This window comes from Enterobacter sp. B79-1 (assembly GCF_057444735.1).
In genome coordinates this window covers 1158906-1182671 of the sequence record NZ_JBYAZJ010000001.1, presented here as the reverse complement: position 1 = coordinate 1182671, position 23766 = coordinate 1158906, and the positions used below count along the sequence as shown (strand labels likewise).

16 protein-coding genes are annotated in these 23766 nt (G+C 54.8%); 10 read left to right on the top strand and 6 right to left on the bottom strand.

The annotated features are described in order from the left end of the window. Window positions 1–19: 19 nt before the first annotated feature. The 3 genes from cydC to trxB form a co-directional block, all read right to left on the bottom strand. Entirely contained in the window at window positions 20–1741 is a 1722-nt protein-coding gene (cydC, locus tag AC2T6E_RS05725; RefSeq protein ID WP_486690838.1) for a heme ABC transporter ATP-binding protein/permease CydC, read from the bottom strand. Continuing rightward, window positions 1741–3507, bottom strand: a complete 1767-nt coding sequence (gene cydD, locus AC2T6E_RS05720; RefSeq protein ID WP_486690836.1) for a heme ABC transporter permease/ATP-binding protein CydD — start codon at window positions 3505–3507, stop codon at window positions 1741–1743. Before cydD ends, cydC begins: the two co-directional genes overlap by 1 nt. 114 nt (window positions 3508–3621) lie before the next feature. Further along, entirely contained in the window at window positions 3622–4590 is a 969-nt protein-coding gene (trxB, locus tag AC2T6E_RS05715; RefSeq protein WP_010429185.1) for a thioredoxin-disulfide reductase, read from the bottom strand. 737 nt (window positions 4591–5327) lie between these two features. Here trxB and lrp point away from each other — a divergent pair. The 10 genes from lrp to AC2T6E_RS05665 all read left to right on the top strand — a co-directional run bounded on the left by lrp (window position 5328) and on the right by AC2T6E_RS05665 (window position 19313). Then, window positions 5328–5822, top strand: a complete 495-nt coding sequence (lrp, locus tag AC2T6E_RS05710; RefSeq protein ID WP_002439523.1) for a leucine-responsive transcriptional regulator Lrp — start codon at window positions 5328–5330, stop codon at window positions 5820–5822. A 136-nt stretch (window positions 5823–5958) separates the two neighbouring features. Continuing rightward, on the top strand, window positions 5959–9615 hold the full coding sequence (locus AC2T6E_RS05705) for a DNA translocase FtsK 4TM domain-containing protein (protein ID WP_126815663.1): 3657 nt from the start codon (window positions 5959–5961) through the stop codon (window positions 9613–9615). 128 nt (window positions 9616–9743) lie between these two features. Next, a complete protein-coding gene (gene lolA / locus AC2T6E_RS05700; RefSeq protein ID WP_010429202.1) occupies window positions 9744–10358 on the top strand; it encodes an outer membrane lipoprotein periplasmic chaperone LolA in 615 nt (204 codons plus the stop codon). A gap of 9 nt (window positions 10359–10367) precedes the next feature. Continuing rightward, window positions 10368–11711, top strand: coding sequence for a replication-associated recombination protein RarA (rarA, locus tag AC2T6E_RS05695; protein ID WP_126815664.1), 1344 nt, complete (start codon window positions 10368–10370; stop codon window positions 11709–11711). A 91-nt stretch (window positions 11712–11802) separates the two neighbouring features. After that, window positions 11803–13095, top strand: coding sequence for a serine--tRNA ligase (gene serS, locus AC2T6E_RS05690; RefSeq protein ID WP_010429208.1), 1293 nt, complete (start codon window positions 11803–11805; stop codon window positions 13093–13095). 212 nt (window positions 13096–13307) lie between these two features. Further along, window positions 13308–15752 carry a dimethylsulfoxide reductase subunit A gene (gene dmsA / locus AC2T6E_RS05685; RefSeq protein ID WP_486690830.1) on the top strand — a complete coding sequence of 815 codons (2445 nt, stop codon included), beginning with the start codon at window positions 13308–13310 and terminating at the stop codon, window positions 15750–15752. A 10-nt stretch (window positions 15753–15762) separates the two neighbouring features. Next, the gene (gene dmsB, locus AC2T6E_RS05680) at window positions 15763–16380 is read left to right on the top strand and encodes a dimethylsulfoxide reductase iron-sulfur subunit DmsB (protein WP_089597769.1); all 618 of its coding nucleotides are present in this window, start codon (window positions 15763–15765) and stop codon (window positions 16378–16380) included. A gap of 1 nt (window position 16381) precedes the next feature. Then, on the top strand, window positions 16382–17245 hold the full coding sequence (locus AC2T6E_RS05675) for a dimethyl sulfoxide reductase anchor subunit family protein (protein ID WP_108416003.1): 864 nt from the start codon (window positions 16382–16384) through the stop codon (window positions 17243–17245). Between the two features lie 274 nt (window positions 17246–17519). Next, window positions 17520–18668 carry an MFS transporter gene (locus AC2T6E_RS05670; protein WP_486690827.1) on the top strand — a complete coding sequence of 383 codons (1149 nt, stop codon included), beginning with the start codon at window positions 17520–17522 and terminating at the stop codon, window positions 18666–18668. 123 nt (window positions 18669–18791) lie between these two features. Further along, the gene (locus AC2T6E_RS05665) at window positions 18792–19313 is read left to right on the top strand and encodes an anti-virulence regulator CigR family protein (RefSeq protein WP_120158466.1); all 522 of its coding nucleotides are present in this window, start codon (window positions 18792–18794) and stop codon (window positions 19311–19313) included. Between the two features lie 37 nt (window positions 19314–19350). Here the strand turns inward: AC2T6E_RS05665 and pflA are convergent, their stop codons facing one another. The 3 genes from pflA to focA all read right to left on the bottom strand — a co-directional run bounded on the left by pflA (window position 19351) and on the right by focA (window position 23486). After that, window positions 19351–20091: a pyruvate formate lyase 1-activating protein gene (gene pflA / locus AC2T6E_RS05660; protein ID WP_010429226.1), complete on the bottom strand. Its 741-nt coding sequence runs from the start codon at window positions 20089–20091 to the stop codon at window positions 19351–19353. 203 nt (window positions 20092–20294) lie between these two features. Beyond that, window positions 20295–22577, bottom strand: coding sequence for a formate C-acetyltransferase (gene pflB, locus AC2T6E_RS05655; RefSeq protein WP_089597765.1), 2283 nt, complete (start codon window positions 22575–22577; stop codon window positions 20295–20297). Window positions 22578–22628: 51 nt separating this feature from the next. Then, on the bottom strand, window positions 22629–23486 hold the full coding sequence (gene focA / locus AC2T6E_RS05650) for a formate transporter FocA (protein WP_126543592.1): 858 nt from the start codon (window positions 23484–23486) through the stop codon (window positions 22629–22631). Between the last annotated feature and the right edge of the window lie 280 nt (window positions 23487–23766).

The following is a 23766-nucleotide window of genomic DNA, read 5'->3' as shown; positions in this document are numbered from 1 at the left end:
GGATCGGTACAAATATAGTCTACAGACGTTGTTTAAACTGGTAGTAGCGACCCTGTTTTGCCAACAGTTCTGCGTGACTACCTTGCTCAATAATGTGTCCGTTGTCCATCACAATTATCCGATCGAAACTCGCCAGTCCGCGCAGGCGATGCGTCACCATCAGCACCGTTTTACCGGCCATAACATTCGTCAGTAAATCAAGGATTTGGCTTTCGGTGGTGGCGTCCAGCCCTTCGGTGGGCTCGTCGAGCAGCATCAGCGGCGCATCGTGCAGCAGCGCACGGGCAATCGCCAGACGACGTAGTTCGCCACCGGAGAGTTGACGACCGCCTTCACCCAGCCAGCTATTCAGACCTTCGTCCTCAAGCAGCTTATGCAGCCCGACCTGTTCGAGCGTGGTACGAAGTGCATCGTCAGATGCGTCCGGCGCTGCCAGCAGCAGGTTGTCGCGCAGCGTGGCGCTAAACAGATGCACGCGCTGTGGGACAACGCTGACGGTCTTGCGTAAGATCTGCTCGCTGAAATCAACCAGCGGCACTGCGTTAAAGAGAATCTGACCGTGCTGTGGATCCCAGGCGCGCGTCAACAGCTGCAGAAGCGTTGACTTACCGCATCCGGTCCGCCCAAGGATTGCAATGCGCTGGCCCGGGTTAACGGAGAGATTGATACCTTCAAGTGCATTCTGCGTCTGTGTGTTATAGGCGAAGGTGACGTTATTCAGCGTCAGCGCAACCTGCGCAGGAACCGCACTCTGTTCAGCAGTGAATTTCACCTCTGGTTCCTGCTCGGCAATCTCGGTGATGCGCAGGGCAGAGGCGATAACCTGTCCAAGATGCTGGAAGGCCCCCGTCACGGGTGCCAGCGCTTCGAAGGCTGCCAGTGCACAGAAAACAAAGAGTGCAATCAGCGGGCCTGGCTGCAGATTTCCACCCACGCCGCCGGAGGCCATCCACAGCATCGCGATAACAGCCACGCCGCCGATGAGCATCATCAGCGCCTGGGAGAAGGCCGTGAGTTCAGACTGTCGACGCTGGGCTTCATGCCAGTTCAACTCCGTACTTTCCATACGCGCGCGGTAACGCTTGCTTGCACCGAAAATGGTCAGTTCTGCCTGTCCCTGCAGCCAGGAGGTCAGCTGCTGACGATATTCTCCCCGCAGGCGCGTCAGGCTTTCGCCGGTGGATTTACCGGCGCGATAGAACAGCGGCGGCAGTATAATCAACGTCAGCAGCATAATGCCGCCGAGCGTCAGCGCGATAGGGACGTCCAGAACACACAGCCCCAGCGTGACGACAACAATCACCACAAACGCGCCGACTATCGGTGAAATCACGCGCAGATAGAGGTGATCCAGCGTATCGACATCCGCAACCACGCGGTTGAGCAATTCGCCCTGACGAAAACGCGCCAGCCCGGCAGGGGAGAGCGGGAGCAGCTTGCTGAACGTGTAAATGCGCAGGTGCTGGAGCACGCGGAATGTGGCGTCATGGCTGACCAGACGCTCGAAGTAACGCCCGGCGGTACGGGTAATGGCGGTGCCACGTACGCCTGCTGCCGGGAGCATGTAGTTAAAGCTGTAGAGCCCGGCGAAACCTGCAACGGCAGAGGCAGACAGGAACCAGCCAGAAAGGGTGAGCAGGCCGATGCTGGCGAGCAGGGTAATAATCGCCAGCACGATCCCCAGCGTCAGCATCCATTTGTGGCGCTTATACAGGGCAAGATAAGGGAGCAGGGCACGCATCAGATGTCCTCCTGACGATTCGCGAGAAGGGCCGCAAAAGGCCCCTGCGCGGCAACGAGTGAGGCATAATCGCCTTGCTCAACGAGTTGACCGTTTTCCATCACCCAAATCTGGTCCCAGTCGGCGATGCCTTCAAGCTGGTGGGTGACCATCAGCGTGGTTTGCTGCTGTGATGCGGCATTAAGCGCTTCCATCACGCGTTGTTCGCTGTGCGCGTCCAGGCTGGCGGCAGGCTCATCCAGCAACATCAGTTGGCAAGGATTCAACAACGCGCGGGCAACCGCCACACGCTGCGCTTGCCCTACGGACAGCCCGGCAGACTGGTCGCCAACGACCGTATCCACGCCCTGCGGGAGCAGCGGCAGAAACTCGCTAACCCAGGCGCGATCGAGGACCGATTGCAGCTCATCTTCCCGCGCGTCCGGGCGAGCCAGAAGCACGTTTTCGCGTAGCGTGGAAGCCGGAAGCTGCGGGTTTTGTCCTACCCAGCTCAGCTGTTTGCGCCAGGCATCAGGCTCCAAATCGCACAACTCAGTTTTATTAATGCACAGCGAACCGGCGTAAGCCATAAAGCCGGAGAGTGCATTTAACAGCGAGCTTTTCCCTGAGCCACTGGTTCCGACCAGCACCACGCGATGCCCGGCAGGCAGGGTAAAGTTGAGCGGACCTGCCAGCACTTTGCCTTCAGGTGACAGAACAGAAAAATCCTTCGCCTCAATCGTCACGGGCTCTTTGGCGTTCAGAACGATGTCACCACGCTCGGGATGCGCCAGCGGTGTTTCAAGGAAGGTTTTCAGGCTGTCGGCCGCGCCAACCGCCTGTGCTTTGGCATGGTAAAAGGTGCCAAGATCGCGCAGCGGCTGGAAAAACTCCGGAGCCAGGATCAATGCCAGGAAACCTGCTGAAAGCGTTACGGCTGTGCCGTAGTGGCCGAAATCCAGCGCGCCGAGGTAAGAAAACCCGAAGTAGACCGCCACAAGGGCAATCGACAGCGAAGTGAAGAATTCAAGCACGCCAGAGGAGAGAAATGCGAGACGCAGCACCTCCATGGTGCGCTGACGGAAATCCTGAGACGCCAGGCGAATATTTTCCGTTTCCGCTTCACCCCGGCCAAAAATACGCAGGGTTTCCATTCCGCGCAGCCGGTCAAGGAAATGACCGCTCAGGCGGCCCAGCGCGAGGAAGTTACGACGGTTAGCATCCGCCGCACCCATACCGACCATCGCCATAAACAGCGGGATAAGCGGGGCGGTACCCAGCAGGATCAGCGCCGCTACCCAGTTGGTCGGGAAAATCGCAATCAGAATCAGCAGCGGGACGCAAACTGCCAGCGCCATCTGCGGCAGGTAGCGGGCGTAGTAGTCGTGCATATCGTCGATCTGTTCAAGGATCAGCGTCGCCCAGCTTCCTGCTGGTTTACCCTGGATCCAGGCTGGCCCGGCCTCCTGAAGACGATCCAGGACCTTACGGCGGATCTCGTAGCGGATATGCTGTCCGGCATGAAAACCAACGCGTTCACGCAGCCAGACGACCCACGCACGAAGGATAAAAACCAGAATCAGGACAATAAAGGGCAACAGGAGCGCTTCACGCGGAATGTTCTCCATGATCATATGATTAAGAATGCGGGCCAGCAGCCATGCCTGGGCAACAATCAACAAACCACTGACGAGTCCCAGAAGACGGGAAATCATGAGCCAGCGGCGGGAAAGAACGCTTTGCTGTTTAAGCCAGCGTGTTAACTCTTGTTGACGGGTTTTTTCCATTGCGTACTTTGCAGGTGACGTTATAAGAAATTAGACCACTGCATGTTACACGTGGGGAAAAATAAAGGCGACCTGTGGCCGCCTTTATTTACGTTTGTTACTGACTTGTAAAGATTATTTACCTTGTTCAGCCAGTCCGTCGAGGTAGCGTTCAGCATCCAGCGCGGCCATACAGCCGGTGCCTGCAGAGGTAATCGCCTGACGATAAATATGGTCCATCACGTCGCCAGCCGCGAACACGCCCGGGATGCTGGTCTGGGTCGCGTTACCGTGAATGCCCGACTGCACTTTGATGTAGCCGTTTTCCAGCTCCAGCTGACCGTCGAAGATCGCGGTGTTCGGGCTGTGACCGATCGCCACAAACAGGCCCGCCACTTCCAGCGACTCGATGTTATCGGTGTTCTGGGTATCGCGCAGACGCAGACCGGCAACGCCCATCTGGTCACCCGTGACCTCTTCCAGGGTACGGTGAGTGTGAAGCACGATGTTGCCGCTTGCCACTTTATCCATCAGGCGTTTGATCAGGATCTTCTCCGCGCGGAAGGTGTCGCGACGGTGGATCAGGTGCACTTCAGAGGCGATGTTTGCCAGGTAGAGCGCTTCTTCCACTGCGGTGTTACCGCCGCCGATCACGGCGACTTTCTGATTGCGATAGAAGAAACCGTCGCAGGTAGCGCAGGCAGATACGCCGCGGCCCTTGAACGCTTCTTCAGACGGCAGACCAAGGTAACGGGCAGAGGCGCCGGTGGCGATGATCAGCGCGTCACAGGTGTATTCGCCGCTGTCGCCGGTCAGGCGGAACGGACGGTTCTGCAGATCGACCTTATTGATGTGGTCGAACAGAATTTCAGTTTCAAATTTGGCGGCATGCTCGTGCATACGTTCCATCAGCAGCGGCCCGGTCAGGTCGTTCGGGTCCCCTGGCCAGTTTTCCACTTCGGTGGTGGTGGTCAGCTGACCGCCTTTTTCCATGCCGGTGATGAGTACCGGGTGCAGGTTAGCGCGTGCAGCATAGACCGCTGCGGTATATCCCGCAGGTCCAGAACCAAGGATTAGCAGCTTACTGTGTTTGGCCGTGCCCATGAGATCCCCATTGTTGTTGGCAGACATTTGGCTGGATTGTAGGGAATTTGTTGTCGTAAAAAAAGAGCGCAGCAATTTTGATATCAATCTGTGTAATAGCCACGGACGATGAATGAGGCGCTATAACATCACTATTTGGCCTGAAATCCGGTCGTTTATAAGGCAATAAAATGACGATTAATACCCTGCCGTAATGAATATCCGGCATGTTGTACTAAAAATCGATGTTTTGCTTTGACAATCACCTGCGCTTTTGCGAAAACATTCAAGGAAGAAAAAAAAACCGCGTTAACCGTGTGCCGCATAGGCATGCACGTAAATGCCATTTTTACCGTGTCAGTGAAATCTACGCATGGCGTGGACAGACGCCATACGTGATGTCGGTGACTGCCTTCGGGCAACGGTCTTCTTACCAACAGAACCCGAATCCGCATCGCGTCTATAGCCTAATAATTCGAGTTGCATGAAGGCGGCGACGCAGCGAATCCCCGGGAGCGTACATCAGTACGTGACTGGGGTGAGCGAGGACAAACTGGCCTGGCCAGTTTGAACAGCGCTTGCGCTGGCCCCGAAGGGGCGAGGCCACAGGCCGAGTCAAGCCAACGCACAGGCAACTTGAAGTATGACGGATATAATACATAACCAGGCGATGTGATGACTAACGGGTACAGGCTCTGAACAGTGATGTGCACAGGGTCCAGGCAGGAGTAGGGAAGGAATACAGAGAGACAATAATAATGGTAGATAGCAAGAAGCGCCCTGGCAAAGATCTCGACCGTATCGATCGTAACATTCTTAATGAATTGCAAAAGGATGGGCGTATTTCCAACGTCGAGCTTTCAAAACGTGTGGGACTTTCCCCGACGCCGTGCCTTGAGCGTGTGCGCCGACTGGAAAGACAGGGTTTTATTCAGGGCTATACGGCTCTGCTTAACCCGCATTATCTGGATGCCTCACTTCTGGTATTTGTTGAGATTACTCTGAATCGTGGTGCGCCGGATGTGTTTGAACAATTCAACTCCGCTGTACAAAAACTTGAAGAAATTCAAGAGTGTCATCTGGTTTCCGGTGATTTCGACTACCTGTTGAAAACCCGCGTGCCTGATATGTCCGCCTACCGTAAGCTGCTGGGTGAAACCTTGCTGCGTCTGCCGGGCGTGAACGACACCCGTACGTATGTGGTGATGGAAGAGGTTAAACAGAGCAATCGTCTGGTAATTAAGACGCGCTAACACGGAACAGGTGCAAAATCAGCGTAGTTTGATTACACTCCTGTTAATCCATACAGCAACAGTGCCGGGGAGTCCCCGGCGCTGTTGTCCGTTTTAGCAAACAGGCAGGATATGCCTGATACCTGGAGAGCCTTTCTTGAGCCAGGAATACACTGAAGACAAAGAAGTCACACTATCGAAGCTAAGCAGCGGACGTCGTCTCCTCGAGGCTTTGCTGTTGGTTATTGCCCTTTTCGCCGTCTGGCTGATGGCAGCCTTACTCAGTTTCAACCCCTCCGATCCCAGCTGGTCGCAAACCGCATGGCATGAGCCTATCCATAATTTAGGCGGTGTACCGGGTGCCTGGCTTGCGGACACGCTCTTTTTCATTTTCGGTGTGATGGCCTATACCATTCCCGTCATTATCATTGGCGGATGCTGGTTTGCCTGGCGTCATCGTCAGAATGACGACTACATCGATTACTTCGCGGTATCGCTGCGCCTGATTGGCGCGCTGGCATTGATCCTCACATCGTGCGGGCTGGCGGCTATAAACGCCGACGATATCTGGTACTTCGCCTCCGGTGGCGTCATCGGCAGCCTGCTGAGTTCCGCCCTGCAGCCGATGCTTCACAGCAGCGGAGGTACCCTGACGCTGCTTTGCATCTGGGCCGCAGGGTTGACCCTGTTTACTGGCTGGTCGTGGGTGAGCATCGCCGAGAAGATCGGCAGCTTTATTCTCACTATCCTCACTTTCGCCAGTAACCGTACCCGTCGTGACGATACGTGGGTCGATGAAGACGAATATGAAGATGAGTACGAAGAGGAAGACGAGGCGCCGGTACAGCGTCGTGAATCTCGTCGGGCCCGTATTCTTCGTGGCGCGCTCGCGCGTCGTCAGCGCGTCGCTGAAAAATTTGCCAATCCGCTTGGGCGTAAAACAGATGCGGCGCTCTTCTCCGGCAAACGCATGGATGAAGACGAGCAGGTTGAGTACCGTGCGGCGGGTGCCGCCGTCGATCCTGATGATGTTCTGTTCTCCGGCAACCGTGCGATGCCGGGCGATTTTGACGAATACGATCCGCTGCTGAATGGTCATTCAGTGACAGAACCGGTTGCAGCCGCTGCTGCCGCAACCACGGCAGCGCAGGCTTTTGCTGCGCCAGCGGAAGCCGTAATGCCATCCGCGCCCGTTCCGGCACCGGAGTCGGTTATCCAGCAACCTCAGGTTGACTGGCAGACTGCGCCGGGTGTTCACACCCCGGAACCTGTTATTGCGCCTGAACCAGAAAGCTATGTTCCTGTGCAGCAGGAACAATGGCAGCAGCCTTATCAGCCGGAGCCCGTGTATGAACCACAGGGATACCCGGAATATGAGCAGCCGGTCGCACAGCCGTATGTACCGGAACCGGTTGAACCTGCGCAGCCATACGCACAACCTGAGCCTGACGTGGCGGAGGAGGCGAAACCATCTCGTCCACCACTGTACTACTTTGAAGAAGTGGAAGAGCGCCGCGCCCGTGAGCGCGAGCAGCTGGCAGCCTGGTATCAACCTGTGCCGGAGCCGGTGCAAGAGCCTGTCGCAAAAGCGCCTTCCGTTTCCGTACCGCCAGTCGATCCAACGCCTGTGGCAGAGAGCGTGAAGCAAGCCTCTGTCGCGGCCGCCGCTGCGGCACCAGTCTTTAGCCTGGCGACCGGCGGCGCGCCTCGTCCTCAGGTGAAAGAGGGCATTGGCCCGCAATTGCCTCGTCCTAATCGCGTACGTGTGCCCACGCGCCGCGAGCTGGCTTCCTACGGTATCAAGCTGCCTTCCCAGCGTATGGCTGAGGAAAAAGCGCGTGAATCGGACTATGAAGACGACGCCGATGAACTTCATCAGGATGAGCTGGCGCGTCAGTTCGCCGCGCAGCAGAATCAGCGTTACGGTGAAGAATATCAGCACGACGAGCAAATCCAGGAAGATGAAGACGATGCGGCAGAAGCGGAATTAGCCCGCCAGTTCGCCGCTACGCAGCAACAGCGTTATTCTGGTGAACAGCCTTCGGGCGCGAACCCGTTCTCGCTGACGGATTTTGAATTCTCACCGATGAAAGATCTGGTGGATGATGGCCCAAGCGAACCGCTGTTTACGCCGAGCGTAATGCCGGACGCTGAGCCTGTGCGCCAGCAGCCAGCAGCTCAGACCTACGCGCAGCCGCAACAACCTGCTCAGCAGCCGTATGCGCAACCGCAGCAGCCGCCGCAGTTCCAGCAGCCTGCGCCTCAGCCGCAGGAAAGCCTTATTCACCCGCTGCTGATGCGTAACGGCGATAGCCGTCCGCTGCAGCGTCCAAGCACGCCGCTGCCGTCGCTGGATCTGTTAACGCCGCCACCGTCAGAAGTGGAGCCGGTTGATACCTTTGCGCTCGAACAAATGGCGCGTCTGGTCGAAGCCCGTCTGGCTGATTTCCGCATCAAGGCGGATGTGGTGAACTACTCGCCGGGTCCGGTGATCACGCGATTCGAACTGAATCTGGCACCAGGCGTAAAAGCAGCGCGTATTTCTAACCTGTCACGAGACCTGGCGCGTTCCCTGTCGACCGTTGCGGTACGTGTGGTGGAAGTGATCCCAGGCAAGCCGTACGTTGGCCTTGAGCTGCCGAACAAGAAACGTCAGACCGTTTACCTGCGAGAAGTGCTGGATAACACCAAGTTCCGCGATAACCCGTCCCCGCTGACCGTGGTGCTGGGTAAAGATATCGCAGGCGATCCGGTAGTGGCAGATCTCGCGAAAATGCCTCACCTGCTGGTTGCCGGTACCACCGGTTCCGGTAAGTCAGTTGGCGTGAACGCCATGATCCTCAGCATGCTGTACAAAGCGCAGCCGGAAGATGTGCGTTTCATCATGATCGACCCGAAAATGCTCGAACTGTCGGTCTACGAAGGTATTCCGCATCTGCTCACGGAAGTGGTGACGGACATGAAAGACGCCGCCAACGCGCTGCGCTGGAGCGTCAATGAGATGGAACGCCGCTACAAGCTGATGTCTGCGCTGGGCGTGCGTAACCTGGCCGGCTATAACGAGAAAATCGCCCAAGCGGTGCGCATGGGACGCCCTATTCCGGACCCTTACTGGAAGCCGGGTGACAGCATGGATGCCCAGCACCCGGTGCTGGAAAAACTGCCTTATATCGTCGTGCTGGTTGATGAGTTCGCTGACCTGATGATGACCGTCGGTAAGAAAGTGGAAGAGCTGATTGCTCGTCTGGCGCAGAAAGCGCGTGCGGCGGGTATTCACCTTGTGCTGGCGACGCAGCGTCCTTCCGTGGACGTTATTACTGGGCTTATCAAAGCGAACATTCCGACGCGTATTGCGTTTACCGTATCAAGTAAAATTGACTCCCGTACCATTCTTGACCAGGGCGGCGCAGAGTCGCTGCTGGGTATGGGTGATATGCTTTACTCAGGCCCGAACTCGACCTCGCCGGTGCGTGTCCACGGTGCGTTTGTCCGCGATGAGGAAGTTCACGCTGTCGTGCAGGACTGGAAAGCGCGCGGTCGTCCACAATACGTGGACGGGATCACCTCTGACAGCGAGAGCGAAGGCGGCGGCGGTGGCTTTGACGGCGGTGAAGAGCTGGATCCGTTATTCGATCAGGCGGTTAACTTCGTGACCGAAAAACGCAAAGCGTCCATCTCTGGCGTGCAGCGTCAGTTCCGCATCGGCTACAACCGCGCGGCGCGTATCATCGAGCAGATGGAAGCGCAGGGGATTGTGAGCGAGCAGGGGCATAACGGTAACCGCGAGGTGCTGGCTCCGCCGCCGTTTGATTAACCTTCAGCGATTGCAAAGAAGGGTAAATCAGCCAAAATTAAGCATTTTCTTCTGTCGCCTGCCTTCGTGCAGGGCCAGAATAGAAGACGGAAACCCCATTTTGGGACGACGTATTTTAAGGAATAACAATGAAAAAAATCGCCATCGCCTGTGCATTACTCACCAGTTTTGTCGCCAGCAGCGTCTGGGCTGATGCAGCCAGCGACCTTAAAAGCCGACTGGATAAAGTAAGCAGCTTCCACGCCAGCTTCACGCAAAAAGTGACTGACGGCAGCGGCAACGCGGTGCAGGAAGGCCAGGGAGATTTGTGGGTAAAACGCCCAAATCTCTTCAACTGGCACATGACCCAGCCGGATGAGAGTATCCTGGTGTCTGACGGTAAAACCCTGTGGTTCTTCAACCCGTTTGTTGAACAAGCCACGGCGACCTGGCTGAAAGATGCGACCAGCAATACGCCGTTTATGCTGATTGCCCGCAACCAGTCCAGCGACTGGCAGCAGTACAACATCAAACAAAACGGTGATGAGTTTGTCCTGACGCCGAAAGGCAGCAACGGCAACCTGAAGCAGTTCACCATTAACGTGAGCAGCAACGGCACGATCAATCAGTTCGGTGCGGTTGAGCAAGATGACCAGCGCAGCAGCTACCAGCTGAAAACGCAGCAAAACGGCGCTGTTGATGCATCGAAATTCACCTTTACCCCGCCGCAGGGCGTAACGGTGGATGACCAACGCAATAAGTAAGAGGCATGAGTGGGCAATCTGTCGCTCGATTTTTCAGATAATGCGTTTCAACCTCTGGCCGCTCGTATGCGGCCAGAAAATTTAGCGCAGTACATCGGCCAGCAGCATCTGCTGGCTGCCGGGAAACCGTTGCCACGCGCCATTGAGGCCGGGCATCTGCACTCGATGATCCTCTGGGGGCCACCAGGCACCGGTAAAACGACCCTCGCTGAAGTGATCGCCCGATATGCAAACGCGGACGTTGAGCGGATTTCTGCCGTGACCTCCGGCGTGAAGGAGATCCGCGAAGCGATCGAGCGTGCGCGGCAGAACCGCAATGCCGGGCGGCGCACCATCCTCTTCGTGGACGAAGTTCACCGCTTCAACAAGAGCCAGCAGGATGCCTTCCTGCCGCATATTGAAGACGGCACGATCTTCTTCATCGGTGCCACCACGGAAAACCCATCCTTTGAACTTAACTCAGCACTTCTTTCCCGTGCGCGCGTTTACCTGCTCAAATCGCTAACTACAGACGATATCGAAAAGGTGCTCACCCAGGCGATGGATGACAAAGCGCGGGGTTACGGCGGACAAGACATCGTTCTACCGGATGAGACGCGCCTCGCGATTGCTCAGCTGGTTAACGGTGATGCGCGTCGGGCATTGAACACGCTGGAAATGATGGCCGATATGGCCGAAATGGATGATTCCGGCAAGCGGGTGCTGAAGCCTGAATTGCTCACTGAAATAGCCGGTGAACGCAGCGCGCGTTTTGATAATAAAGGCGATCGTTTTTACGACCTGATCTCGGCGCTGCATAAGTCTGTGCGCGGTAGTGCCCCCGATGCGGCGCTCTACTGGTACGCGCGCATTATTACCGCAGGTGGCGATCCGCTGTATGTCGCACGTCGCTGTCTGGCGATTGCATCAGAAGATGTCGGTAATGCCGACCCGCGCGCCATGCAGGTGGCTATCTCCGCCTGGGATTGTTTCACCCGCGTCGGGCCTGCTGAAGGCGAGCGTGCCATTGCGCAGGCGATTGTCTATCTGGCCTGCGCGCCGAAAAGTAATGCGGTTTATACCGCCTTCAAAGCAGCAATGTCTGATGCGCGCGAGCGGCCGGACTATGATGTGCCGGTTCATCTGCGTAACGCACCAACAAAGTTGATGAAAGAGATGGGGTACGGGCAGGAGTATCGTTACGCCCACGACGAACCCAATGCCTATGCCGCCGGAGAGAACTATTTCCCGCAGGAGATGGCACAAACCCGCTATTATCACCCCACAAACAGAGGTCTTGAGGGTAAGATTGGCGAAAAGCTCGCCTGGCTTGCCGGACAGGATCAAAATAGCCCTATAAAACGCTACCGTTAGCGCTATCGTTGCGGTAATGTTGGCGTTGTATCCCTGTGACCGCAGGCTGTGGTCACTTTTCCTATTTTAATTCGATAAGCACAGGATAAGCATGCTCGATCCCAATCTGCTGCGTAATGAGCCAGACGCAGTCGCTGAAAAACTGGCACGCCGGGGCTTTAAGCTGGATGTAGATAAGCTGCGCGCTCTTGAAGAGCGTCGTAAAGTTCTGCAGGTACAAACTGAAAATCTGCAGGCAGAGCGTAATTCTCGATCGAAATCCATCGGCCAGGCGAAAGCGCGCGGGGAAGATATTGAGCCATTACGCCTGGAAGTGAACAAACTGGGTGAAGAGCTGGATCAGGCGAAAGCTGAACTGGACGTTCTTCAGACCGAAATTCGTGATATCGCCCTGGCTATCCCGAACATTCCTGACGACAGCGTGCCTGTCGGTAAAGATGAAAACGACAACGTTGAAGTGAAACGCTGGGGCACGCCTCGCGAGTTCGACTTCGAGGTTCGCGATCACGTGACCCTGGGTGAAATGCACGCGGGCCTGGACTTTGCAGCGGCGGTTAAGCTGACTGGTTCTCGCTTCGTGGTCATGAAAGGCCAGATTGCCCATCTGCACCGCGCGCTGGCACAGTTCATGCTTGATCTGCACACCGAGCAGCACGGTTACAGCGAAACCTACGTACCGTATCTGGTTAACCACGATACGCTGTACGGTACGGGTCAGCTGCCGAAATTTGCCGGCGATCTGTTCCACACCCGTCCACTGGACGAGGAAGCAGACAGCAGCAACTATGCGCTGATCCCAACCGCGGAAGTGCCGCTGACTAACCTCGTGCGTGATGAGATCATCGACGAAGACGACCTGCCAATCAAACTGACTGCACACTCTCCGTGCTTCCGTTCTGAAGCAGGATCTTACGGTCGCGATACGCGCGGTCTGATCCGTATGCACCAGTTCGACAAAGTTGAGATGGTGCAGATCGTCCGTCCGGAAGAGTCTATGGACGCGCTGGAAGAGATGACCGGCCACGCGGAGAAAGTGCTGGAGCTGCTGGGGCTGCCGTACCGCCGTATGGCGCTGTGCACCGGCGACATGGGCTTTGGTGCCTGCAAAACCTTCGACCTGGAAGTTTGGGTACCTGCGCAGAACACCTACCGTGAAATCTCCTCTTGCTCTAACGTCTGGGATTTCCAGGCGCGCCGCATGCAGGCTCGCTGCCGCAGCAAGTCCGACAAGAAAACCCGTCTGGTGCACACCCTGAACGGTTCTGGTCTGGCTGTAGGTCGTACCCTGGTTGCCGTGCTGGAAAACTATCAGCAGGCAGACGGACGTATTGAGATCCCGGAAGTGCTGCGTCCCTACATGAAGGGCCAGCAGTTCATCGGCTAAATAATATGTCTTAAAACAAGAAAGCGCCTCAGGGCGCTTTTTTTATGCCTGCTAATTGATACGACTCAATAATCTCTCCCTCTAAAGTAGTAATACTCCTCCGAATGAAAGTCAGCATAAAAAGCTGATAACGAAGAAATTCGTTCTATATAAAACTATATAGCGGTCTGTGCCGCCTCTCTTTTCTTTGTGAGCAACCAAAGTGAGTCTTTATGAAAATCAAAGCGCCTGAAGCGTTAATGGCTGCCGAGGTCACTCGCCGTGGGTTGATGAAAACCACGGCAATTGGCGGCCTGGCTGTAGCCAGCAGCGCCTTCACGCTCCCTTTTACCCGACTAGCATCGGCGGCGGATGCATTATCCCCAGCCTCAGCCCCGGAAAAAGTGGTGTGGAGTGCCTGTACCGTTAACTGCGGTAGCCGTTGTCCACTGCGCATGCATGTGGTGGATGGTGAAATTAAAAATGTCGAAACCGACAACACCGGGGACGATAACTATGAAGGGTTACATCAGGTTCGCGCCTGCCTGCGCGGGCGCTCCATGCGTCGCCGCGTCTATAACCCGGATCGTCTTAAATACCCGATGAAGCGTGTCGGTAAGCGTGGGGAAGGGAAGTTCGAGCGCATTAGCTGGGACGAAGCCTACGATATTATCGCGACCAACATGCAGCGTCTGATAAAGGAGTATGGTAACGAGTCCATCTACCTGAACTACGGCACCGGGACGCTAGGCGGCACGCTGACGCGATCCTGGCCGCCGGGAAAAACGCTGGTAGCACGTCTGATGAACTGCTGCGGCGGTTATCTCAATCACTACGGCGACTACTCTTCCGCGCAGATTGCGGCTGGCCTGAACTACACTTACGGCGGCTGGGCCGACGGCAACAGCCCGTCTGATATCGAAAACAGTAAGCTGGTCGTCCTGTTCGGTAACAACCCGGGCGAAACCCGCATGAGCGGCGGCGGGGTGACCTACTACCTCGAACAGGCCCGTGCTAAATCCAATGCCCGTATGATCATCATCGATCCGCGCTACACCGACACCGGTGCTGGACGTGAAGACGAGTGGATCCCAATCCGTCCGGGTACCGATGCGGCGCTGGTTTCAGCGCTGGCGTGGGTGATGATCACTGAAAACCTCGTCGATCAGCCTTTCCTGGATAAATACTGCGTCGGCTATGACGAGAAAACCCTGCCAGCCAGCGCGCCTGCTAACGGTCACTACAAAGCCTATATTCTCGGACAGGGCAGCGACGGCGTAGCGAAAACGCCAGAGTGGGCGTCCACCATCACCGGGATCCCGGTGGAGCGTATTGTTCAGCTGGCGCGTGAGATTGGTTCAGCTAAACCGGCCTACATCAGCCAGGGTTGGGGACCGCAGCGTCATGCAAACGGTGAAATTGCGACCCGCGCGATCTCCATGCTCTCCATTCTGACCGGCAACGTCGGCATTCACGGCGGTAACACCGGCGCACGCGAAGGCTCGTATGAAGTCCCGTTTGAACGCATGCCGACGCTGGACAACCCCGTGCAGACCAGCATCTCCATGTTTATGTGGACGGATGCGATTGAACGTGGCCCGGAAATGACCGCCCTGCGCGACGGCGTGCGCGGCAAAGACAAGCTGGACGTGCCGATCAAGATGATCTGGAACTATGCCGGCAACTGTCTTATCAACCAGCACTCCGAAATCAACCGCACCCATGAAATCCTGCAGGATGACAAGAAGTGCGAAATGATTGTGGTGATTGACTGCCACATGACATCGTCGGCGAAATACGCCGATATCCTGCTGCCGGACTGCACCGCGTCAGAGCAGATGGATTTCGCCCTGGATGCCTCCTGCGGCAACATGTCTTACGTGATCTTTACCGACCAGGCGATTAAACCTCGCTTCGAGTGCAAAACCATCTATGAGATGACCTCTGAGCTGGCGAAGCGTCTTGGCGTAGAGCAGCAGTTTACCGAGGGGAGGACGCAGGAAGGGTGGATGCGCCATCTGCACGAGCTCTCTCGTAACGCTATCCCTGACCTGCCGGACTTCGACACCTTCCGCAAGCAGGGGATGTACAAACAGCGTGACCCTGAAGGGCATCACGTGGCGTACAAAGCCTTCCGCGAAGACCCGCAGGCTAACCCGCTGACCACACCGTCGGGCAAAATCGAAATTTACTCCGAAGAGCTGGCAAAAATTGCCTCCACCTGGGAGCTGCCGGAAGGGGATGTTATCGATCCACTGCCAATCTACACGCCGGGTTTCGAAAACTACAACGATCCGCTTACCGCGAAATTCCCGCTGCAGCTGACCGGTTTCCATTACAAGGCCCGCGTCCACTCAACCTACGGCAACGTCGACGTACTGAAAGCCGCGTGCCGCCAGGAGATGTGGATCAACCCGATGGATGCCAAAGCACGTGGAATCAACAATGGTGACCGCGTACGCATCTTCAATGGTCGTGGTGAGGTACATATCGAAGCCAAAGTCACTCCGCGCATGATGCCTGGCGTTGTCGCGCTGGGGGAAGGGGCCTGGTATAACCCGGATGCAAACCGCATTGACCAGGCGGGCAGTATTAACGTACTGACCACACAGCGGCCGTCGCCACTGGCGAAGGGCAACCCGTCCCACACGAACCTTGTTCAGGTTGAAAAGGTGTAAGGAGTAACCGATGACAACCCAGTATGGATTTTTTATTGATTCCAGCCGCTGCACAGGGTGTAAAACCTGCGAGCTGGCCTGCAAAGATTACAAAGACCTGACGCCGGATGTGAGCTTCCGCCGTATTTACGAATACGCCGGTGGCGACTGGCAGGAAGATAACGGCGTCTGGCATCAGAACGTCTTTGCCTACTACCTGTCAATTGCGTGCAACCACTGCGAAGATCCGGCTTGTACCAAAGTCTGTCCGAGCGGTGCGATGCACAAGCGTGAAGACGGCTTTGTGGTGGTGGACGAAGATGTCTGCATCGGCTGCCGCTATTGCCACATGGCGTGTCCGTACGGTGCGCCGCAGTACAACGAAGCCAAAGGTCATATGACCAAGTGCGACGGCTGCCACTCCCGGGTGGCCGACGGTAAAAAACCGATCTGCGTGGAATCCTGCCCGCTGCGCGCGCTGGACTTTGGCCCAATTGAAGAGCTGCGTAAAAAACATGGCCAGCTTGCTGCCGTTGCGCCGCTGCCGTCCGCACACTTCACCAAGCCGAGTATTGTCATTAAACCTAACGCCAACAGCCGTCCTACAGGTGATACCACCGGCTATCTGGCAAACCCGAAGGAGGTGTGAGATGGGAAGTGGATGGCATGAATGGCCGCTGATGATCTTCACGGTCTTTGGGCAGTGTGTTGCGGGTGGCTTTATTGTGCTCGCGCTGGCGCTGTTGAAAGGTAATCTCAACGCTGAACAGCAGCAGCGTCTGGTGCTGAGCATGTTTGGCCTGTGGGTTCTGATGGGGCTTGGCTTTATTGCTTCTACGCTGCACCTGGGCTCACCAATGCGCGCGTTCAACTCTCTGAACCGCGTGGGCGCCTCATCCCTCAGTAACGAGATTGCCAGTGGGGCGATTTTCTTTGCTGTTGGCGGACTGGGCTGGCTGCTGGCCGCGCTGAATAAATTGCCTGCGGCTCTGCGTAGCCTGTGGCTGATTGTGACGATGGTGCTGGGCGTGGTGTTCGTGTGGATGATGGTGCGTGTCTATAACACCATTGATACTGTCCCAACCTGGTACAGCGTCTGGACGCCGATGAGCTTCTTCCTGACGATGTTTATTGGCGGTCCGCTGCTGGGCTACCTGCTGCTGCGCGTGGCGGGTGTGGATGGCTGGGCAATGCGTTTGCTGCCTGCCGTTTCGCTACTGGCTTTGGTCGTGAGCGCTGTGGTTGCTCTGATGCAAGGGGCTGAGCTGGCAACGATTCACAGTTCGATTCAGCAGGCCTCTGCCCTGGTCCCGGATTACGGTTCTCTGATGGCCTGGCGCATCGTTCTGCTGGTCGCGGCGTTGGTATTCTGGATCGCCCCTCAGCTTAAAGGTTATCAGCCCGCGCTGCCGCTGCTGTCACTGGCCTTTGTGCTGGTACTGGCGGGTGAACTGATTGGCCGCGGTGTGTTCTACGGGTTACATATGACCGTTGGTATGGCTATCGCCAGTTAGCGTTGTATTTAGTTCTATCAAGCCGGGCCCGAGCGCCCGGCTTTTCTTTTTTCAATCATGAAATTTTTCGACTGTCGTTTTGTTTTAATTTCGGGCATTAATAAATAAAAACAGAGACATAATTAATATCTATAGCAGGCGTGGCATTAGCAGGATAAGTTTTTTAAATCGACAGGGATCATATTGTGCGTGGCGCTTAAATCAGTGGATTGACTTTGTTTTTGCCAGTGGCATGATGCGCACGAAATCTGAACTTCCTCACGGTTTTTAATCCATGACCACCTATACCCGGCCAGTGCTTCTGTTGCTCTGTGGCCTGCTTCTGTTGACCCTGGCGATCGCAGTGTTAAATACGCTCGTCCCGCTGTGGCTCGCCCATGAAAACTTACCGACCTGGCAGGTGGGTATGGTCAGCTCGTCCTTTTTTACCGGGAACCTGCTGGGCACATTATTAACCGGTAGCCTGATTAAGCGTTTTGGCTTTAATCGCAGCTATTATCTGGCTTCGCTGATTTTTGCCGCCGGATGTTCCGGGCTGGGACTGATGGTTGGTTTCTGGAGCTGGATGGCATGGCGCTTTATCGCTGGCGTAGGCTGCGCAATGATTTGGGTGGTAGTTGAAAGTGCGCTGATGTGCAGCGGCACATCACGTAACCGCGGACGCCTGCTGGCCGCCTATATGATGGTTTACTACGTCGGCACCGTGCTGGGTCAACTGATGGTTAGCAAGCTGCCAACCGACCTGATGAGCGTTCTGCCGTGGGTAACGGGCATGGTGCTGGCCGCAATTCTGCCGCTGCTGTTTACGCGCATTGTGAACCAGAACAGCGAGCATCAGGAAGCGACACACATCTGGCCGATGCTGAGGCTGCGCCATGCGCGCCTGGGGATTAACGGCTGTATTATTTCCGGGATTGTGCTGGGTTCGCTCTATGGCCTGATGCCGCTCTACCTGAATCATCAGGGCGTGAGCGATTCCGGAATAGGGTTCTGGATGGCGGTGATGGTCAGCGCCGGGATCGTCGGGCAGTGGCCTATTGGTCGCCTGGCGGATCGCTTCGGTCGCCTGCTGGTGCTGCGCGTTCAGGTTTTCGTGGTGATCATGGGATGCCTTGCGATGCTCAGCAATGCCGCCATGGCACCGGCCCTGTTTATTCTCGGGGCTGCGGGCTTTACGCTCTATCCTGTTGCGATGGCCTGGGCCTGTGAGAAAGTTGAACATCACCAGCTGGTGGCGATGAACCAGGCGCTGTTACTGAGCTATACCATCGGCAGTTTATTAGGGCCGACGTTTACCGCGATGCTGATGCAGAATTATTCCGATAACCTGCTGTTTATCATGATCGCCAGCGTATCGTTTATTTATCTCTTAATGCTGCTGCGCAAAGCGGGCGAGCACCCAACGCCAGTGGCACATGCCTGATTAAATAAAAGCCTGTCGATGACAGGCTTTTTTGTCCCCATCACAACTAAGAGTTTTACTTATTGTGTGTTTATCTCACCAGGCGATAATTCACAGGAGTCCTACCACAATAAGGCAGCCATCATGTCTATTCGTCGTTTTTCCACTACTGCGCTTGCCGTAGTGTTGTCTTTAACGTTTGCAACCGCTCCGGTCATGGCTAATCCTGGAAATGGGAATGGCGGTGGTCACGGAAACGGTGGCGGACAAGGTAATAGCGGGAATCATGGCAACGGGAATTCTGGTGACCATGGTAATAAGCAAAACAACGGTAAGGACAATCCGGGAAAATCGGATAAGAGCTTCAAAAACAGCAAAGATGTCAGTAATGATGTCGACGTTCGTGTGAGCTTCGATCATGCCCGCCATCTGGCACTGAATTACGGCTTAACGGGCTATGATTCTCTGCCTCCGGGGATCGCAAAAAACCTGGCGCGCGGTAAACCGCTGCCTCCGGGCATTGCGAAGAAAACCGTGCCAGCGTCTATGCTGGGCCAACTTCCTTCTTATCCGGGCTATGAATGGCGGGTGGTGGGGGATGACCTGGTCTTAATCGCATTGAGTACCGCGATTGTGACCTCCGTTATTAACGGCGTCTTCAAATAGAATAAAGAAAAGGCCCGGTTTTCACCGGGCCTTTTCTTTAATACATCACCTTGTGGCCGTACTGTTCAAGAATACCTTTGACGCGTTCCATCGTCTCTTTTTTCGGCGGCTTCACGCCATCAAGCTTATATTCTTCACCCATCGCCACCCATTTGTGTTTACCGAGTTCGTGATAGGGCAGAAGCTCAATTTTCTCCACGTTGCCCATATCACGGGTAAATTCGCCCAGACGGTGCGCGGAATCATCATCATCTGACCAGCCCGGCACGACCACATAGCGGATCCAGGTTTTAATGCCTTTGTCGGCAATGTATTTGGCAAATTCCAGCGTGCGGTGGTTGGAGACGCCAACCAGGTTCTGGTGGATCTCATCATTCATCTGTTTGAGATCGAGCATGACCAGATCGGTCACTTCGAGCAGTTCATCAATAACCGGATCGTAGCGGCGTACAAAGCCATTGGTGTCGAGACAGGTATGGATGCCTTCCTTGCGGCAGGCACGGAACCAGTCGCGGACAAATTCAGCCTGCAGGATGGCCTCGCCGCCGGACGCGGTGACACCGCCGCCGGACGCGTTCATAAAGTGGCGGTAGGTCACCACCTCTTTCATCAGATCTTCAACGGTTACTTCTTTCCCGCCATGCGTATCCCAGGTGTCACGGTTATGGCAGTACAAGCAGCGCATCAGGCAGCCCTGGAAAAAGGTGATAAAGCGGATGCCCGGGCCATCGACGGTGCCACAGGATTCAAAGGAGTGAATGCGACCAATAATTGACATTGCGGTGATATCTCCAGCATCGGCCCGTCCGGGGCCTGTGTATGCACAGCTCAAAACCGGCTGTGTTAAGTCTGTTTTGGCTGTTATCCATTAAGTATAGATAGCGGACAAAAGAGACTGAGATGGAGAGGGTGCTAAAAAGGCCCCACTGACGTGGAGCCTTTATTGTACGCTTTTTAACGCGTGATTTCAGTCAATTCCAGTTAGATGGACTGAGTGAAAGTACGGGTGATAACGTCCTGCTGCTGTTCTTTAGTCAGGGAGTTAAAACGTACTGCGTAGCCAGATACGCGGATGGTCAGCTGAGGATATTTCTCAGGGTGTTCCATCGCGTCGAGCAGCATTTCACGGTTCATTACGTTCACGTTCAGGTGCTGACCACCTTCGATGGACGCTTCGTGGTGGAAGTAACCATCCATCAGACCCGCGAGGTTAGTTTTACGCACTTCGTCGTCTTTACCCAGCGCGTTTGGCACGATAGAGAAGGTATAAGAGATACCATCTTTCGCGTAAGCAAACGGCAGTTTAGCAACGGAGGTCAGAGAGGCAACTGCACCTTTCTGGTCACGACCGTGCATTGGGTTAGCACCTGGGCCGAATGGCGCGCCAGCACGACGACCGTCTGGGGTGTTACCGGTTTTCTTACCATACACAACGTTAGAGGTGATGGTCAGAACAGACTGAGTCGGGATAGCGTTACGGTAAGTCGTCAGTTTCTGAATTTTCTTCATGAAACGTTCTACCAGGTCAACCGCCATGTCATCAACGCGAGAGTCGTTGTTACCAAACTGCGGGTATTCACCTTCGATTTCGAAGTCTACAGCCAGGCCGTCTTCGTCACGAATTGGTTTAACTTTCGCATATTTGATTGCAGACAGGGAGTCAGCGGCAACGGACAGACCCGCGATACCACATGCCATGGTGCGAACCACGTCACGGTCGTGCAGCGCCATCAGAGAGGCTTCGTAGCTGTACTTGTCGTGCATGTAGTGGATAACGTTCAGCGCAGTGACGTACTGTTTAGCCAGCCAGTCCATGAAGTGATCCATACGATCCATCACTTCGTCGAAGTTCAGAACGTCGCCTTTGATCGGCTCAGACTTAGGACCAACCTGCATTTTCAGTTTTTCATCAACGCCGCCGTTGATTGCGTACAGCATGGTTTTCGCCAGGTTTGCACGCGCACCGAAGAACTGCATTTGTTTACCAACAACCATTGGGCTTACGCAGCAAGCGATAGCGTAATCGTCGTTGTTGAAGTCCGGACGCATCAGGTCATCGTTCTCGTACTGCAGAGAAGAGGTATCGATAGACACTTTAGCGGCGAATTTCTTGAAGTTCAGAGGCAGTTTTTCTGACCACAGAACGGTGATGTTCGGCTCCGGAGAAGGACCCATGGTGTACAGGGTATTCAGGAAGCGGAAGCTGTTTTTGGTGACCAGAGTACGGCCGTCAACGCCCATACCGCCGATTGATTCTGTTGCCCAGATTGGGTCACCAGAGAACAGCTCATCGTATTCAGGGGTACGCAGGAAGCGAACCATACGCAGTTTCATGACCAGGTGGTCAATCATTTCCTGAGCGTCTTGCTCGGTAATTTTGCCTGCTTTGATATCACGTTCGATGTACGCATCCAGGAAGGTGGATACGCGACCGAAGGACATTGCTGCACCGTTCTGAGACTTAACCGCGGCCAGGTAGCCGAAGTAGGTCCACTGGATAGCTTCCTGAGCGTTGGTAGCAGGACCAGAGATATCGCAGCCATATTTAGCAGCCATCTCTTTGATCTGACCCAGTGCGCGGTGCTGTTCAGCGATTTCTTCACGCAGACGGATGGTCGCTTCCAGGTTTACGCCGTTTTCCAGGTCAGACTGCAGGGAAACGAACTGTGCGTATTTGTCTTTAAGCAGGAAGTCGATACCGTACAGCGCAACGCGACGGTAGTCACCGATGATACGGCCACGGCCATACGCATCTGGCAGACCGGTCAGAACGCCAGATTTACGGCAGTTCAGAATGTCTTTGGTGTAAACATCGAATACACCCTGGTTGTGGGTTTTGCGGTATTCGGTGAAGATTTTTTTCAGCATTGGGTCCAGCTCGCGGTTATACGCTTTGCAGGAACCTTCAACCATTTTGATGCCACCGAACGGGATGATTGCGCGTTTCAGTGGTGCTTCAGTCTGCAGACCAACGATTTTCTCAAGGGCTTTGTTGATGTAACCAGCATCGTGAGAAGTGATGGTGGAAGCAACGGAGGTGTCAAAATCAACTGGCGCGTGAGTGCGGTTTTCCAGTTTAACGCCTTCCATTACGCTGTCCCACAGCTTGGTGGTCGCGTCAGTTGCGCCAGCCAGGAAGGATTCGTCACCTTCATACGGGGTATAGTTTTTCTGAATGAAGTCACGTACGTTTACTTCATTCTGCCAGTCACCTTTCGCAAAACCTTCCCAGGCTGTGGCTAACTTTTCATTAAGCTCGGACATGTAACACCTACCTTCTTAAGTGGATTTTTTATTTACTGCCTGAGACAACCATTAATGATGGTCGTCGCCACGCAGGTAAATGACCCAGTATGTCAACCCAACTAACAGACCCCCACCGATAATGTTCCCGATAGTGACAGGGATCAGGTTATCAGTAATGAAGTTCATGATAGTCAGGTGAGAGAAACTTTCCGGATTTGAACCAACTGCGGTCCAGAACTCCGGGCTCGCAAAGTTGCGGATAACAATCCCCATTGGGATCATAAACATATTCGCAATACTGTGCTCGAAGCCGCTGGCAACAAACATCGCAACCGGCAGAACCATAATCATGGCTTTGTCCATCAGGCTACGACCCGAGTAGCTCATCCAGACGGCCAGGCAGACCATCAGGTTTGCGAGGATGCCGAGAGCAACAGCTTCGATAAATGTATGGTGCATTTTGTGGTCAGCGGTTTGCAGGACGTTAAGCCCCCAGCCACCGTTGGCGGTCATATACTCGCCAGAGAGCCACATCAACAGAACAAAGAGCAGACAGCCAATCAGGTTACCAACATAGACGTTTAGCCAGTTGCGTGCCAGTTGACCCCAGGTAATTCTTCCGCTGGCTTTCGCCACAACAATTAGCACCGTAGAGGTGAAAAGGTCGGCGCCGCAGATGACGCAAAGAATCAGACCCAGTGAGAAGCAAATGCCGCCAATCAGTTTGGCCATGCCGAAAGGCATCCCGGCAGTACCGGTGGTGGCAGTGATGTAGAAGACGAAAGCGATTGAGATGAACACACCGGCCGTGATCGCCAGATAGAACGTCTTCATCGGGTGTTTCGTTGCTTTATAGACACCCGCTTCTTCGGCAACTTTGGCCATTGCAGCTGGGAGTAAAAGATCAAAAGGGTTGTCAGCTTTCACACTAACTCTCTCTTTATTAAGTCGGCGACGAGATACTAACAAAGCATTATAGAAGAGAAATTGATATAGATCATATCTCGCCTGGCTTATAGGCCCGCAATGTGTATGGATTTACAGCGAATGCGGAGTAAGTATTTGATTATCCGTATAAAAATAAATTTTAAAAGTTATGAGAAGAGTTGAATTTTTTCGTTAGGCCTCCCGTAAAACAGTTAATTAAAATGGAGTATTTACCACAAAAAGTAACAGTCCAGCCCAGGTAAGTATTATTATATTTACC

Bases quoted from the DNA above. Each gene is read 5' to 3' on its own strand.
- dmsB (WP_089597769.1), top strand. From the start codon at position 15,763: ATGACAACCCAGTATGGATTTTTTATTGATTCCAGCCGCTGCACAGGG.
- dmsA (WP_486690830.1), top strand. From the start codon at position 13,308: ATGAAAATCAAAGCGCCTGAAGCGTTAATGGCTGCCGAGGTCACTCGC.
- pflB (WP_089597765.1), bottom strand. From the start codon at position 22,577: ATGTCCGAGCTTAATGAAAAGTTAGCCACAGCCTGGGAAGGTTTTGCG.
- trxB (WP_010429185.1), bottom strand. From the start codon at position 4,590: ATGGGCACGGCCAAACACAGTAAGCTGCTAATCCTTGGTTCTGGACCT.
- AC2T6E_RS05675 (WP_108416003.1), top strand. From the start codon at position 16,382: ATGGGAAGTGGATGGCATGAATGGCCGCTGATGATCTTCACGGTCTTT.
- AC2T6E_RS05670 (WP_486690827.1), top strand. From the start codon at position 17,520: ATGACCACCTATACCCGGCCAGTGCTTCTGTTGCTCTGTGGCCTGCTT.
- pflA (WP_010429226.1), bottom strand. From the start codon at position 20,091: ATGTCAATTATTGGTCGCATTCACTCCTTTGAATCCTGTGGCACCGTC.
- AC2T6E_RS05665 (WP_120158466.1), top strand. From the start codon at position 18,792: ATGTCTATTCGTCGTTTTTCCACTACTGCGCTTGCCGTAGTGTTGTCT.
- serS (WP_010429208.1), top strand. From the start codon at position 11,803: ATGCTCGATCCCAATCTGCTGCGTAATGAGCCAGACGCAGTCGCTGAA.
- lolA (WP_010429202.1), top strand. From the start codon at position 9,744: ATGAAAAAAATCGCCATCGCCTGTGCATTACTCACCAGTTTTGTCGCC.
- cydC (WP_486690838.1), bottom strand. From the start codon at position 1,741: ATGCGTGCCCTGCTCCCTTATCTTGCCCTGTATAAGCGCCACAAATGG.
- cydD (WP_486690836.1), bottom strand. From the start codon at position 3,507: ATGGAAAAAACCCGTCAACAAGAGTTAACACGCTGGCTTAAACAGCAA.
- lrp (WP_002439523.1), top strand. From the start codon at position 5,328: ATGGTAGATAGCAAGAAGCGCCCTGGCAAAGATCTCGACCGTATCGAT.